Origin of the sequence: Gordonia sp. NPDC127522 (genome assembly GCF_042672305.1) — a bacterium.
GTDB classification, from domain to species: domain Bacteria; phylum Actinomycetota; class Actinomycetes; order Mycobacteriales; family Mycobacteriaceae; genus Gordonia; species Gordonia hongkongensis.
In genome coordinates, this window is record NZ_JBHXVK010000003.1 from 287,103 (window position 1) to 301,248 (window position 14,146).

The window sequence follows — 14,146 nt, forward strand, 5'->3', positions numbered from 1 at the left end:
TCTCCGGTTTCGACCACCCCGCTTGTTGAGGCGTGTGGGATTGGATGTTGTAGTAATTGTGTTTACGCCTGTTTGTGTTGACAAGTCAAGCACTTTTTGTAACGGTGGTCACATCGATAGTCGAGTGAGAGGCAAGACGATGGCGCAGATCCTGACGGGAACCCCGGTGGTCGGCGGGTTGGCCCACGGTCCCGCGCTGTGGCCGGGCGAGCGGCCCGACCACTCGCCGGAGAAGCTCGGCGTCGGTGTGGAGATCGCCGAGGAACGGCGCGCCGACGAGGTCACGCGCTTCGCCACCGCGGCCGGCGCCGTCGCCGCGCGGCTGCGCACGCGCGCGTCGCAGAACACCGGGGTGACGGCCGAGGTGCTCGCCGCGACGGCGGGCCTGGCCGAGGACCGCGGCTGGATCGGTGCAGCGACCGCGCTCATCGGCAAGGGCGCCCCCGCCGAGGCCGCCGCCGTCGCGGCCACCGAACAGTTCGCGGCGGTGTTCACCAAACTCGGCGGACTGATGGCCGAGCGGGTCACCGATCTCAACGACGTGCGCGACCGGGTCCTCGCCGAACTGCTCGGCCTACCCGAACCCGGTGTGCCCACTCCGGAGGTGCCGTCGGTCCTGCTCGCCGACGACCTCGCGCCGGCCGACACCGCGGGCCTCGACCCCACGAGCACCATCGCCCTCGTCACCCGCCTCGGCGGACCGACCAGTCACACCGCGATCATCGCGCGCCAGTTGGGGATCCCGTGCGTGGTGGCGGTGGCCGATCTGGACGAGATCGAGCCCGGCACAACCGTTCTCGTCGACGGCAGCGCCGGGCGGATCGAGGTGGAGCCCGATGCGGAGGCGGCCCGGGCGCGTGTCGACGAGGATCGGCGCCATGCCGCACTCGTCGCCGGCTGGGCCGGCCCGGGGCAGACCGCCGACGGGGTGGCCGTGGCGGTGCTCGCCAACGTCGCCGACGGGTCGTCGGCACGCGCCGCGGCCGGGTACCCCGTCGAGGGCGTCGGGCTCTTCCGCACCGAACTCGCGTTCCTCGAGCGTGCCGACGAGCCGTCGGTGGACGAGCAGGCCGCGATCTACCGGGAGGTGCTCGATGCGTTCGACGGGCAGAAGGTGGTCATCCGCACCCTCGACGCCGGGTCCGACAAACCGCTCCGGTTCGTGACCCATCCCGACGAATCGAACCCAGCGCTCGGCGTGCGGGGCGATCGGATCGCGCTGGCGCACCCCGAGATCCGCGCGCATCAGCTCGACGCGATCGCGCAGGCCGCGTCGGGGTCGGCCGTCGCGCCGTGGGTCATGGCGCCGATGATCGCCTCGCCGGCGGAGGCGCGCACCTTCGCCGCCGAGGTCCGCGGCCGTGGTCTGGTCGCCGGCGTGATGATCGAGGTGCCCGCGGCGGCGATCCTGGCCGAAGCCGTCCTCGCCGAGGTGGACTTCGTGTCCATCGGCACCAACGATCTGACCCAGTACACGATGGCGGCCGACCGGATGTCGGCCGATCTCGCCGGACTGACCGACCCGTGGCAACCGGCCGTGTTGAGCCTCATCGCGGGTGTCGCGGCGGCGGGCGCACGTCAGGGAAAGCCGGCCGGGGTGTGCGGCGAGGCCGCCGCCGATCCGAACCTCGCCTGCGTGCTCGTCGGTCTCGGGGTCACCTCGCTGTCCAGCGCGCCTGCTGCTGCCGCGGCCGTGGGGGCCCGGCTCGGTGAGGTGTCCGCGCCGGACTGCCGGGCCGCCGCCGAGGCAGCCCTGGCCACCTCGGATCCCGCCGCGGCGCGCGAGGCTGCCGCGGCGGTGCTCGACGGTTCGGTCGGTGGAGAGGTCAGACTCGCCGCATCACGGTGACGACCTTGCCCAGGATGACGGCATCGTTGCCCGGGATCGGATCGAACAGTTCGTTGTGCGGCATGAGCCAGACGTTGGGGCCCTGACGCTTGAAGGTCTTCACGGTGGCCTCGCCGTCGATCATGGCCGCGACGATGTCGCCGTTGTCGGCGACGTTCTGCTGCCGGACCACGACCCAGTCGCCGTCGCAGATCGCGGCGTCGATCATCGACTCGCCGACGACGCGCAACAGGAAGAGCGATCCCTCGCCGACCAGCTCACGGGGCAGCGGGAAGACGTCCTCGACGGCCTCCTCGGCCAGGATCGGACCGCCGGCCGCGATACGGCCGAGCACCGGCACGAAGGTCGGCTCGGGCAGCTGGCCGGCCGACGGGGTGTCCGGCGACGGGGTGTCACTCGGGGCGATGTTGACCGCACGGGGACGGTTCGCGTCACGCTTGAGCAGCCCCTTGCGTTCCAGCGTCCGCAACTGATGGGCCACCGACGACGTCGAGGCCAGGCCGACCTCGTCGCCGATCTCCCGGATGCTCGGCGGATAACCGCGCTCGCGCACCGAGCGGCGGATCACCTCCAGGACCCCGGCCTGTCGCGGGGTGAGTGAGGCCTCGGCGGCGGCGGCGTCGAACGGGGCCTCGTCGTCGGCGCCCCGCGCTCGGCCGCGCCTATCGCCGGTGTCACTCATGTTCGGTTCCTCTCGTCTTCGGAACGTGCTGGTAGATGGCTTGCGCCGGGTCCGAGCCTAGCGGAGTGCGACCGGCACCTCAAACATTTGTTCGATGTGTCGCGAGACTTTGTCGGGACGCCGTGCTACAAATTCGAACATCAGTGCATCGAACATCTGATCGATGTTCGAACACCGACCGCCACACCCGCACGATCCCAGACACTCGAACACCGGAGGGCACCATGCGCACCGCCACTCTCGTCGCTCCCGTCCGCACCGACCGTCCCGACGCCGTCCGGCCCCCCGCCGATCGGGTCCGGACCCGCGCCCCGCTGTCCGACGGCGGCCGCCCGGTCGACAACCGGCCGGCCGGCACCCGGCCGCGGGGTGCGTCGCCGGTGGCCCCGCGGGTGGCCGGCACCCACTGTGGCTCTCCGGTCGGGGTGCGCGCGCGTGGCCCGGTCGGGCCCGACGCGGCGGTGTTCCGTCGTCGTCGCCGCGCCGCGGTCGCCGTCCTCGCCGGCGTCGGGCTGGCATTCGTCGTCTGGGTGTTCGGTGTCGTCGGCCAGAACTACTCGGACTCGCTGACCCCGTCCGCCGTGAGTTCCGAGGTCGTCCACGTGCGCTCGGGGGACTCGCTCAGCTCGATCGCCGGGCGGGTGGCACCCGAGATGCCGCGCGAGGTCGTGATCGACGAGATCGTCGCGATGAACGATCTGGGCTCGAGCGCGCTGCAGGTGGGCCAGCCCCTGCTCACCCCCCGGTACCGCTGAGGCCGGGCGGTATCCTCGATGTCACAGGGGCCGGCCGACAAGCGGCGGGGCGCACGCTTCGGGTGCGTTCCAGCGTCCCGCGACCTGCGTGAGGACACAATGCGCTGCCCCTTCTGCAAGAACGACGACACCAAGGTCATCGACTCGCGTGTCGCAGATGAAGGGCAGGCCATCCGCCGCCGTCGCTCCTGTGTGGAGTGCGGTCGCCGGTTCTCGACCGTGGAGAGCGCCGTGCTCGCGGTGGTCAAACGCAACGGCGTGACCGAACCGTTCAGCCGGGAGAAGGTCATGCGCGGCGTGCGGCGAGCCTGTCAGGGCCGCCACGTCGCCGAGGACGCGCTCGCGCAACTCGCCCAGCAGGTCGAGGACACCGTGCGCGCCAGTGGATCGGCCGAGATCCCCAGCAACGAGGTCGGACTCGCCATCCTGGGCCCGCTCCGCGATCTCGACGAGGTGGCGTATCTTCGCTTCGCCTCGGTGTACCGGTCGTTCGACTCGGTGGAGGACTTCCAGCGCGAGATCGACGACCTGAAGGCGGCCTCGGGTTCCGGGAGCGCGCTCGCCGAACCCGTGTCAGCCGAGTCGGTCCAGAGCTCGTAGGACCCGTTTCTCCGACACCGGGAACGCGGTACCGAGACGCTGGGCGAACAGCCCCACGCGCAACTCCTCGACGAGCCACTGCGCCTCGTCGTCGACCACCGCCCGCCGGTGCTCGGGTACCTGTTCGAGGCGCTGGGCCCACCGTTCGACGACGCGATCGACGGCGGCCACCCCGGCCTTATCGCGTGCTGCGGACGCGGGTAGTGCCTCCAGACGTGCGTGCGCGCCGTCGAGATAGCGCGGCAGATTCTCCAGGTGGCGTCGCGCGGTGGCCGCCACGAATCCGTCGAACACGAGGTGGGCGACCTGTTCGGCGACGTCGTCGGCAGCCAGCGAACCGGCGTGCCGGTCGATCGCCGCCCGCAGCGGGGCCATCCGTTTGAGGGCCGCGACGGCCAGCGAGAAGTAGTCCGGTGCGGCCGCGGCGACCCGTGGCCGGATCCGTTCGAGCAGCGCCGAGAAGGACTGTGGTGAGCGAACCGCGGCGAGTTCTGCGTCGTCGATGTCGGCGACGGTGTCCCGGATGGCCCGTCGGGTGCAGTCGGCGAGCAGTGCCTCGGTGGTCGAGTACGGGCTCTGGCTCAGGGCGAGTCGTTCGACCGGACTCAGCGAGCCGGCGATCCGCTTGTGCAGCGGAGGTATCGCGAGGTCGAGGAGGGCGACGATCCCGCGTCGCCCGAGGCGGTCTCGTGTCTCGGGGCTCGCCGCATCGACGACGACGACGCCCCGCGCGTGGCCCTTCGCATCGGAGACCACGTCGATCGTCGGGTACCGGGTCAGCCGCTGCCCCGCGACATCAACCATGGTCTGCTCGGCGAGCGAGCCGATCCCGTCGGCGGTCCAGGTCCGATACAGGGTGCGCGCCACCGTCTTCGGCGCCGCGGGCGTTCCGGTCTGCTGGAGTTCGGGCAACGAGTCGGCGCGGGCGACGATCCGTCCGGAGTCGTCGGCCACCGCGAAATGCATGCGCAGGTGCGGCGGTATCCGGTCGGTGTCGAAATCGGCTGCGGTCACCCGCATCCCGGTGATCGCCGAGAGCTCGCGCGCCAGCCCGGTGGTGAGCGGCTCCGTGCGCGGGGTGAGCCGGCCGAGTGCGAGTTCGGCGAACCGCTGCGCGGGTGACATGCTCTTGCGCAGCTGTTTCGGCAGCGACTTGACCAGTGCGGTGGCCAGTTCGGCGCGCATGCCCGGGACCGACCAGTCGAAGCCGGCCGGTCGGACATGGGGGAGCAGTGCCTGCGGGATCACGACGGTGACGCCGTCGTCGGGTGCGCCCGGTTCGAACCGGTAGCGCAGTTCGAGTCGGGTGTCGCCCTGCTGCCAGGCGCCGGGATAGTCCGTCGGCGCGACGTCGGTGCCTCCGGTGACGTCCTCGGGACGCAGATCCAGCAGATCGGGTTCGGCCCGGCGGGCCTTCTTCCACCAGGCGTCGAAGTGCCGGGCGGAGGTGACGTCGGCCGGTAGCCGCTGATCGTAGAACTCGAGGAGCTGGTCCTCGGTGATCACCAGACCCCGGGTGCGCGTGCGGTTCTCGACGTCCGAGGCGGCCTCGAGAAGCTTGCGATTGCGGTCGAAGAAGGCGTGCTGCGTCCGCCAATCGCCCTCGACGAGAGCGTGCCGGATGAACAGCTCCCGCGAGACCACCGGGTCGATGGGGCCGTAGTCGACGCGCCGGCGGGCGACGAGCGGGACCCCGTAGAGGGTCACGCGCTCGTAGGCCATCGCCGCTCCGCGTTTCGCCGACCAATGCGGCTCGCTGTGGGTGCGCTTCACCAGATCCCCGGCGAGTTTCTCGGCCCACAGCGGATCGATCCCGGCGACGGTGTGGGCGAACAGCCGCGACGTCTCGAGAATTTCGGCCGCCATGATGAAGGCGGGCGGCTTCTTGGCGAGCGGAGAGGCGGGGAAGATCATCAGCGTGGTGTTGCGCGCACCGGTGAACTCGCGGCCCTCGGTGTTGCGGGCGGCGATGTTGCTGAGCAACCCGGACAGGATGGATCGGTGGACGGCGTCGGCGTCGAGTTCGGTGGGCGCGACCGACCAGTCGAGGTCCTTGACGATCTCGGTCAGCTGCCGATGGAGGTCCTGCCACTCCCGGATGCGCAGGAAGTGGAGGTACTCCCGTTCGCACATACGTCGAAAGCGGCTGCCGGACAACTCCTTGCGCTGTTCGCCGAGGTACCGCCACAGCTCCACGTAGGACAGGAAGTCCGACTGCGGGACGACGAAGCGCCGGTGCTGGGCGTCGGCGGCCTCACGGTGCTCGGCCGGCCGTTCCCGGGGATCGGGGAGCGACATCGCGGCGGCGATCACCAGAAGGTGGTCGAGACAACCCAGTTCGTGTCCGGCGATGAGCATGCGGGCGACCCGGGGATCGACCGGGATCCGCGACATCGACCGGCCGATCGGGGTCAGTCGCGGGGGCCCGCCCTCGCGCGGGACGGTGATGGTGCCGAGTTCGGTGAGAACACCCATACCGTCGCGGATCGCGCGGTCGTCGGGCGGCTGGACGAACGGGAACTCGGCGATCTCGCCCAGTTTCAGCGAGGTCATCTGGAGGATGACCGCCGCGAGGTTGGTGCGCAGGATCTCCGGGTCGGTGAAGGCCGGCCGGGAGTCGAAGTCGTTCTCGCTGTAGAGACGGATGCAGACGCCCGGGGCGACACGACCGCATCGACCGGCCCGCTGCCGGGCACTGGCCTGTGAGACCGGTTCGATGGGAAGACGATTGACCTTGGTCCTGGTCGAGTACCGACTGATACGGGCGGTGCCGGTGTCGATGACGTAGCGGATGCCGGGCACGGTCACCGACGTCTCGGCGACGTTGGTCGCCAGCACGATCCGGCGTCCGTCGGAGGGGGAGAACACCTTCTGCTGCTCGGCGATCGACAGCCGCGCATAGAGCGGGACGATCTCGGCCGTCGGTCCTTTCCCGCCACCGGTTCGTCGACGCAGCGCGTCTGCGGTCTCCCGGATGTCCCGTTCGGTGGGCAGGAACACGAGGATGTCACCGCGGCCACCGGCCCACAGTTCGTCGACGGCGGCGTCGATGCCCTGGATCTGGTCGAGGTCGGCATGTTCGCCGCCGCCGGCGTCGTCCCCGTCGTCGGGGCGTTCCTGCAGGCTCAGCGGTCGGTACCGGATCTCGACCGGATAGGTGCGTCCGGATACCTCGATGACCGGGACCGAGGTCGTCGGCGTGCTGAAATGCCGTGCGAAGCGCGCCGGTTCGATCGTCGCCGAGGTGATGATCACCTTCAGATCGGGGCGTCGGGGCAGCAGGCGGCGCAGATAGCCGAGAATGAAATCGATGTTGAGGCTGCGCTCGTGGGCCTCGTCGATGATGAGGGTGTCGTAGCGGCGCAGCATGGGGTCGGTGGCGATCTCGCGCAGCAGGATGCCGTCGGTCATGACCCGGACGAGGGTGTCGGCGCCCGACCGGTCGGTGAACCGGACGGAATAGCCCACCGCGTCGCCGAGTTCGGTGTCGGTCTCGTCGGCGATGCGCTTGGCGACCGAGCTCGCGGCGATGCGCCGCGGCTGGGTGTGCCCGATCGACCCGCGGATGCCACGCCCGAGTTCGAGGCAGATCTTGGGGAGCTGGGTGGTCTTGCCCGAGCCGGTCTCGCCCGCGATGACCACGACCTGGTGGTTGCGGATCGCCTCGGCGATCTCGTCGCGTGCTGCGGAGACGGGCAGTTCGTCGGGGAAGCGCAGAATCGGCACGCTCGCCCGGCGCCGGTCGAGACGGGCGCGTGCCTTGTCGACATCGGCGACGAGCTGCCGCCGCTTCGCGGCGTCCGGGCGCGCGGCGAGCCGGTCGATGCGACGACGCAACCGGTCGGCGTCGACGAGGCCCACGTCGTCGAGTGCGCGAAGCAGATCCGAGCGGGAGATGTCCGGTGCAGCGGTGTCCGGTGGAGACGGGGACGGGTCAGGTGACGAGGACGGGGCCGACATGATCACTCCAGGATATGGGGAAGCGCCGATGCCGGTTCACCCCAGTGGCCGCGCGGGCCGCGTGGACCGGCATCATGGGGCCATGGCTGATGGTTCGAGCACTGGTACTGGATCGTTGTGGCACGGTTTCGCCGACATGGGTGCGGTGACCGCCAGCGGGCCGTTCGTCGTGACCAGGGGAGAGGGTGCGTGGATCTTCGACCGCGACGGCAACTCCTACCTGGATGCGACCGCCGGACTGTGGTTCACCAACGTCGGGCACGGCCGCACCGAGATCGCCGACGCCGTCGCGCGTCAGCTCGGCACCCTCGCGCACTACTCCAACTTCGGTGACTTCGCGAGCGACGTCACCCTGCAGCTCGCCGAGGAGCTCGGCGCCATCGCGCCGGTACCCGGATCGAAGATCTTCTTCACCTCCGGCGGCAGCGACTCCATCGACACCGCGGTCAAACTCGCCCGCCGCTACTGGGTGGAGCAGGGCCGCGAATCCAAGCGGGTCGTCGTCAGCCGCACCAAGGCCTATCACGGGATGCATGCCGCGGGTACCTCCCTGGCGGGCATCCCGCTCAACCACGACGGCTACGGCGAACTCATGCACGACGTCCAGAACGTCGATTGGGACGACGCGAAGAGCCTGCTCGGTCTCATCGAGCGCGTGGGCGCCGACAACATCGCCGCGTTCTTCTGCGAGCCCATCATCGGGGCCGGCGGCATCTATCTCCCGCCGGAGGGTTACCTGGCCGAGGTGCGGGGCATCTGCCGCGACCACGACATCCTCTTCGTCGTCGACGAGGTCGTCACCGGCTTCGGCCGCATCGGCGGCGAATCCTGGTTCGCCTCCGCACGATTCGGCCTCGAACCAGACATGATCACCACCGCCAAGGGGCTCACCTCGGGCTATGTCCCGATGGGCGCGGTGTTCATCGCACCGCGGATCGCCGAGCCGTTCTTCGCCGGCGGCGTCTGGTGGCGGCACGGGTACACCTACGGCGGCCACGCGGGCGCGGCGGCGGCGGCCCTCGCGAACCTCGAGATCATCCGGCGCGAGAACCTCCTCGTCGAGGCGACACGGCTCGAGGGCGACCTCGCCGCCGCGCTGTCGCCGCTCGCCGACCTCGACGCGGTCGCCGAGGTCCGGACCGGACTCGGCGCGGTCACCGCGGTACAGCTGGCCGATCCCGCGACCGCCCCGGCGACGGTGGTCAAGCTGCGCGAACACGGGGTGAGCACCCGAGCCGCAGGTCAAGGGGCGCTGCAGATCTCGCCTGCATTCGTGATGACGACCGCCGAGGTCGGCGAACTCGCCGACCGGATGCGCGCGGCGCTGAGCTGACGCCGCAGGCCATGCCTTGTCGTGGTCATCCCGACGATCCGGTGGTCATCGCCGGGCCGCCGTGATGGTCGCCATGTGTTCCTCGCCCCAGTCGCCCAGGGGTGCTAGTGCCCGGTCGAGCGCCGCGCCCTTGGGCGTCGGGCTGTAGACCACCCGGGGCGGTACCTACTTCTCGTCGGGTGGGTGCAGTTCACACCCACCTCTGGGTTAGTACCCTACAAAATAGTGGGTACTTGTCGCCGTCGGCTGTTCTGTCGACGATTGGCCCATGACGAAGAACAACGCAGAGGGTGCCCACGCCGCGGTGACGGTGATCGGTCTCGGGCCGATGGGGTCCGCACTCGCACAGGCATTTCTGGCCGGGACACCGGGAGCTCTCGTTCTCTACAGCGGACGGGCGGACCTTCTCGAGCGGCATCGGCGCCAATTGGAGGTTCTCGCACCGAGATCGGTGTTCGTCGGGGCCGATCCCGGAGATGCCTCCGTGCTCGACACGGGCATGCTGGAGATCTTCTTCAGCGGGATGTGGCGCGGACGGGTGGTCCCGGGTCGTCGATCTGTTCCGTGCCGGACAAAAGGTCCAGCGCGCCTGATGACGACCGGGCCCGGCTGCTGCTCGCAGCCGGGCCCGGTCGTCGTGGGTGCGGTCCGTCAGGCGTTGGCAAGCACCTCGGTGGTCGCGATCGCCTGGGCGACGCCGCTGACGATCGACGCGACTTTGAGCGCCTCGAGGATCGCCTCACGATCGACGCCGGCCTCGCGCAGGGTGTTCTCGTGCGCGGCGACGCAGTGTCCGCAGCCGTTGATCGAGGACACCGCGAACGACCACAGCTCGAAGACGGCCTTGTCGACGCCGGGGTTGCCGATGATGTTCATCCGCAGGCCCGGACGTAGGTCGTCGTACTTGCCGTCCAAGAAGCCGCGACCCCGATAGAACACGTTGTTCATACCCATGATCGACGCGGCGCCGAGCGCGGCGTTGTAGGCCTCGGCGGACAGCGTGTCGGCGGCTTCGTCGGAGATCTCGCTGAGCACCTTGGCGTTTCGCGTGGCGGCAGCGGTCGACAGCAGGGTTCCCCAGAGCTGCTCCTCGGTCAGCGCGGTGGTGCGGCTGATCGAACCGAGGTTGAGCTTGAGGTCCTTGGCGTACTCGGGAAGTGCTTCCTTCAGGTTGTCGATGCTCATCTGTTCCCCTCTCAGACGCCGGCCGTCATGAGCTCGCCGGCGTCGATCGTCGGGTCACCCTTCTTCCAGTTGCAGGCGCACAGCTCGTCGGACTGCAGTGCGTCGAGGACGCGCAGGACCTCGTCGACGTTGCGGCCCACGGAGCCCGCGGTGACCGACACGAATTGGATCTCGTTGTTCGGGTCGACGATGAAGGTGGCGCGGTCGGCGACGCCGTCGGCGTTGAGAACGCCTGCAGCGGTGGCGAGTTCGCGCTTGAGGTCGCTCAGCATCGGGAACGGCAGGGTCTTGAGGTCCTCGTGCTGTGCGCGCCACTGGAAGTGGACGAACTCGTTGTCCACCGAGGCGCCGAGCACCTGGGTGTCGCGGTCGGCGAATTCGTCGTTCAGCTTGCCGAAAGCGGCGATCTCGGTCGGGCACACGAAGGTGAAGTCCTTCGGCCAGAAGAACACGACGCGCCACTGACCGGGGTGATCGTCGGACGACACGGTGGTGAAGTAGTCGTCGGGCTGCTGGGCATCGACCTTGCTGAGGTCGCCACCGATGACGGCGGTGAGGTTGTAGGCAGGGAACTGGTCACCGATGGTGAGCAGGGCCATGTATCGCTCCTTCAGCTGGTAAAAGTACGGGATCTGCGCGCGAATGACTTTCGCGACGTACGAGTACCATCGTGCCGGATTCCGGTCGAAAACGAAACGTGATGACTAGCACTATACTGATAAGCATGTCCGATAGAACTTATCAGCCCACCGTGGCCGGGTTACGTGCCTTCGTCGCACTCGCGCATCGCCGCCACTTCGGCACTGCGGCAGCGGATCTCGGTGTCAGTCAGCCCTCCTTGTCGCAGGCGCTGTCCGCATTGGAGGCCGGTCTCGGAGTGACCCTCGTCGAACGCACCACGCGGCGTGTTCTGTTGACCGCTGAGGGTGACGAACTCCTCCCGCGAGCGATCGCGGTGACCGAGGCCGTCGACGAGTTCACCTCGGCGGCCGCGGGAACGGGCCGGCCGCTCAGCGGGCCGCTGCGGCTGGGGGTCATCCCGACGGTGGCGCCCTACATCCTGCCGACCCTGCTGCGCGGACTCGGCCGACGACTTCCGGACCTCGTACCCCGTGTGGTGGAGGAGCAGACCGCCCGCCTCATCGAACAACTGCGCACCGGCACGCTCGACGTCGCGCTGCTCGCCCTACCCATCGACATGCCCGGCATCGTCGAAGTTCCCATCTACCGTGAGGATTTCGTTCTCGCACTCCCGTCCGGCCATGCGCTGGCCGGACGCCGCCGCGTCGATCCCACGGCGCTCGCCGACCTGCCGCTCCTCCTCCTCGACGAGGGGCACTGTCTGCGCGATCAGGCTCTCGAGGTGTGCCGGCTCGCGGGCGTGCGGCCCGATATGGGGCAGACCAGGGCCGCCTCGCTGACCACCGCGGTGCACTGTGTCGTCGGCGGACTCGGTGTGACGCTCATCCCGCAGACGGCGGTGGCCTCCGAGACGGCGTCGGGTGATCTGGCCACCGCGACCTTCGCGGCCCCGCGGCCGGGGCGTCGGATCGGCCTGGTCTTCCGGGCGTCCGCGCGCCACGACGAGGCGTACCGCGAACTGGGCTCTCTCATCGGCGATCTCGTCGGCGCGACCGGTGCCGTGACCGCGCTCTAGGCCGTGCCGCCGGCCATCTCGGTCGAGGCCGCCTGCGCGGCGAGGGCCTCCCATTCGTCGACGAGGCTCGAGTCGACCTCGCGGACCATGGTGCCCAGGTCCTCGACGATCCGCTGGATCTCGGGGGTCACGACGCTCGTCGGAACGCCCTGCCGGAGAACGCGATAGCAGTCCGACAGGTAGCGCAGCAACACGCCCTCGCTGCGGGCCAGTCCGTACGCGGAGATCAGCTCGGTGAAGGTCATGGCCTTCTCCAGCATCTCGCGGAGCACCGACTTCGGCGCCGGCGGGAAGGACGACACCCACGGGTGACCGCGACGATAGATGTCGAACGCGGCAGAGATCTCCTCGGCCAGCGGCTGCGGCCACGTGATCTCCTCCAGGCGCGACATCCGTTCCTCGTACTCGATGCCCTCGGCCTTCATCTCCGCGATCGCGGCGTCGCGCGCGACCTTGCGCTGGGCCAGCAGCAGCGGTCGCGGGTTCTCCAGGGTCGATTCCAGGATCGAGACCACATCGAGTGCGTGGGTGGACGATTCGGGGTCGAGGAGCTCGAAGGTCGCCAGCGCGAAGGCGGACAGTGGGTTGGTCAACGCGAAGTTCTCCGGCATGTCCACGCTCAGGGCGATGTGCCGGCCGGTGTCGTCGGGTTCGGCGAGTTGCACGACGATGCCCGCGTCCCGGAGCCCCCGGTAGAGCTCGATCGTGTGCTTGATGGTGCGCAGCTGGCGGTCACGTGGTTCGTGATTGTCCTCGAGTAGGTGGCGGACCGCGGCGAAGCAGTCGCCCGGTCGGCCGAGGACCTCGAGGAGCATGGCCGTCGTCATCTGGAAGTGGCTGCGCAAGGGCTCGTCGGGCGCGTCGACGAGCTGGAGGAAGGTCTTCTCCCCCCACGACACGAAACCCTCGGGTGGCTTCTTGCGCACCAGCTTTCGGAGCTTCTTGGGATCGTCGCCGGCCTTGGCCACCGCACGGGCGTTCTCCACGTCGTGGTCGGGAGCCTGCGCGACGACGTAGCCGATCGTGTCGAAACCGGCCCGCCCGGCCCGGCCGGCGATCTGATGGAACTCGCGTGCCCGCAGGCGACGGACCCGCCGTCCGTCGTACTTGCTCAGGGCCGCGAACAGGACCGTGCGGATCGGCACGTTGATGCCGACGCCGAGGGTGTCGGTGCCGGCGATCACCTTCAGCAGCCCTTGCTGCGCAAGACGTTCGACCAGACGGCGGTAGCGGGGGAGCATCCCGGCGTGGTGGACGCCGATACCGGCGCGCAGCAGTTTCGACAGTGTGTTGCCGAAGCCGGTGGAGAACCGGAAGTCACCGATCGCCTCGGCGATCGCCGCCTTCTCCGCTTTGTCGCAGATCCGGACGCTGAGCAGCGCCTGCGCGCGCTCCACCGCGGCGGCCTGGGTGAAGTGCACCACGTAGATCGGCGCCCGCCCCCGGTCGACGAGCTCCTCGATCGTCTCGTGGATCGGGGTCATGGCGTAGGCGTGGTCCAGGGGGACCGGACGCTCGGCGCCGGTGATCTCGACCGTCTCGCGTCCGGTGCGCCGGGTCAGGTCGTCGACGAAGAACGACACGTCGCCGAGCGTCGCCGACATCAGCAGGAACTGCGTCGACGGCAATTCGATGAGCGGGACCTGCCATGCCCAACCGCGGTCGGGTTCGCCGTAGTAGTGGAACTCGTCGGCGACGAGGGTGCCGATGTCGCTCGCACCGCCGGCGGCGAGGGCGAGGTTGGCGACGATCTCGGCGGTCGCACACACGATGGGCGCGTCGGCGTTGACCGCGGCGTCGCCGGTCAGCAGTCCGACCTGGTCGGCGCCGAACATGGCGCACAGCTCGAAGAACTTCTCGCTGACGAGCGCCTTGATGGGTGCGGTGTAGAACGCACGCTCGCCGCGGCAGCGCGCGAAGTACAGCGCGCCCGCCGCGACGAGTGACTTGCCCGAGCCGGTCGGCGTCGCCAGGATCACGTGGCTGCCGGCGAGGAGCTCGAGGAGCGACTCCTCCTGATGCGGGTAGAGGTCGAGGCCGCGTCCCGTCCACCATTCGGTGTACCGCTCGAGTGCGGCGTCCTCGTCGTCGGTGGGAATCAGGACGTGCGGCGCGGGAATCGGTG

11 protein-coding genes are annotated in these 14,146 nt (G+C 69.5%); 5 read left to right on the forward strand and 6 right to left on the reverse strand.

Annotated elements, in window-relative coordinates:
* The first annotated feature begins 139 nt into the window (after positions 1-139).
* Positions 140-1,849, forward strand: coding sequence for a phosphoenolpyruvate--protein phosphotransferase (locus ACFVHY_RS08885; RefSeq protein WP_390270949.1), 1,710 nt, complete (start codon positions 140-142; stop codon positions 1,847-1,849).
* Here ACFVHY_RS08885 and lexA read toward each other — a convergent pair.
* Complete coding sequence (gene lexA / locus ACFVHY_RS08890; RefSeq protein WP_137808722.1) at positions 1,827-2,531, reverse strand: transcriptional repressor LexA; 705 nt, start codon at positions 2,529-2,531, stop codon at positions 1,827-1,829. The two genes, ACFVHY_RS08885 and lexA, sit on opposite strands and share 23 nt — an antisense overlap.
* A 224-nt stretch (positions 2,532-2,755) precedes the next feature.
* Here lexA and ACFVHY_RS08895 point away from each other — a divergent pair, with 224 nt between their 5' ends.
* Both ACFVHY_RS08895 and nrdR read left to right on the forward strand, forming a co-directional pair.
* Positions 2,756-3,286 (forward strand): LysM peptidoglycan-binding domain-containing protein, encoded by a 531-nt coding sequence (locus ACFVHY_RS08895; protein ID WP_390270952.1) that lies wholly within the window; start codon positions 2,756-2,758, stop codon positions 3,284-3,286.
* A gap of 99 nt (positions 3,287-3,385) precedes the next feature.
* Positions 3,386-3,886, forward strand: a complete 501-nt coding sequence (gene nrdR, locus ACFVHY_RS08900; RefSeq protein ID WP_058250310.1) for a transcriptional regulator NrdR — start codon at positions 3,386-3,388, stop codon at positions 3,884-3,886.
* Here nrdR and hrpA read toward each other — a convergent pair.
* Positions 3,860-7,846 (reverse strand): ATP-dependent RNA helicase HrpA, encoded by a 3,987-nt coding sequence (hrpA, locus tag ACFVHY_RS08905; RefSeq protein WP_390270955.1) that lies wholly within the window; start codon positions 7,844-7,846, stop codon positions 3,860-3,862. The genes nrdR and hrpA overlap by 27 nt on opposite strands.
* Positions 7,847-7,928: 82 nt before the next feature.
* Between hrpA and ACFVHY_RS08910 the strand changes: the two genes are divergently transcribed.
* Positions 7,929-9,179 carry an aspartate aminotransferase family protein gene (locus ACFVHY_RS08910; protein WP_390270958.1) on the forward strand — a complete coding sequence of 417 codons (1,251 nt, stop codon included), beginning with the start codon at positions 7,929-7,931 and terminating at the stop codon, positions 9,177-9,179.
* Between the two features lie 45 nt (positions 9,180-9,224).
* On the opposite strand, the gene ACFVHY_RS08915 is transcribed toward ACFVHY_RS08910, so the two are convergent.
* The 3 genes from ACFVHY_RS08915 to ACFVHY_RS08925 all read right to left on the reverse strand — a co-directional run bounded on the left by ACFVHY_RS08915 (position 9,225) and on the right by ACFVHY_RS08925 (position 10,963).
* Positions 9,225-9,332, reverse strand: coding sequence for a hypothetical protein (locus tag ACFVHY_RS08915; protein WP_390270961.1), 108 nt, complete (start codon positions 9,330-9,332; stop codon positions 9,225-9,227).
* A 498-nt stretch (positions 9,333-9,830) separates the two neighbouring features.
* On the reverse strand, positions 9,831-10,364 hold the full coding sequence (locus tag ACFVHY_RS08920) for an alkyl hydroperoxide reductase (protein ID WP_390270963.1): 534 nt from the start codon (positions 10,362-10,364) through the stop codon (positions 9,831-9,833).
* A gap of 11 nt (positions 10,365-10,375) precedes the next feature.
* On the reverse strand, positions 10,376-10,963 hold the full coding sequence (locus tag ACFVHY_RS08925; RefSeq protein ID WP_390270966.1) for a peroxiredoxin: 588 nt from the start codon (positions 10,961-10,963) through the stop codon (positions 10,376-10,378).
* Positions 10,964-11,088: 125 nt separating this feature from the next.
* On the opposite strand from ACFVHY_RS08925, the gene ACFVHY_RS08930 reads away from it, so the two are divergent.
* A complete protein-coding gene (locus ACFVHY_RS08930) occupies positions 11,089-12,021 on the forward strand; it encodes a hydrogen peroxide-inducible genes activator (RefSeq protein WP_390270969.1) in 933 nt (310 codons plus the stop codon).
* Here the strand turns inward: ACFVHY_RS08930 and ACFVHY_RS08935 are convergent.
* Complete coding sequence (locus tag ACFVHY_RS08935) at positions 12,018-14,120, reverse strand: DEAD/DEAH box helicase (RefSeq protein ID WP_390271503.1); 2,103 nt, start codon at positions 14,118-14,120, stop codon at positions 12,018-12,020. The two genes, ACFVHY_RS08930 and ACFVHY_RS08935, sit on opposite strands and share 4 nt — an antisense overlap.
* Positions 14,121-14,146: the final 26 nt, after the last annotated feature.

Coding starts and splice junctions, on each gene's coding strand:
- ACFVHY_RS08885 (WP_390270949.1), top strand. CDS start 140: ATGGCGCAGATCCTGACGGGAACCCCGGTGGTCGGCGGGTTGGCCCAC.
- lexA (WP_137808722.1), bottom strand. CDS start 2,531: ATGAGTGACACCGGCGATAGGCGCGGCCGAGCGCGGGGCGCCGACGAC.
- ACFVHY_RS08895 (WP_390270952.1), top strand. CDS start 2,756: ATGCGCACCGCCACTCTCGTCGCTCCCGTCCGCACCGACCGTCCCGAC.
- nrdR (WP_058250310.1), top strand. CDS start 3,386: ATGCGCTGCCCCTTCTGCAAGAACGACGACACCAAGGTCATCGACTCG.
- hrpA (WP_390270955.1), bottom strand. CDS start 7,846: ATGTCGGCCCCGTCCTCGTCACCTGACCCGTCCCCGTCTCCACCGGAC.
- ACFVHY_RS08910 (WP_390270958.1), top strand. CDS start 7,929: ATGGCTGATGGTTCGAGCACTGGTACTGGATCGTTGTGGCACGGTTTC.
- ACFVHY_RS08920 (WP_390270963.1), bottom strand. CDS start 10,364: ATGAGCATCGACAACCTGAAGGAAGCACTTCCCGAGTACGCCAAGGAC.
- ACFVHY_RS08925 (WP_390270966.1), bottom strand. CDS start 10,963: ATGGCCCTGCTCACCATCGGTGACCAGTTCCCTGCCTACAACCTCACC.
- ACFVHY_RS08930 (WP_390270969.1), top strand. CDS start 11,089: ATGTCCGATAGAACTTATCAGCCCACCGTGGCCGGGTTACGTGCCTTC.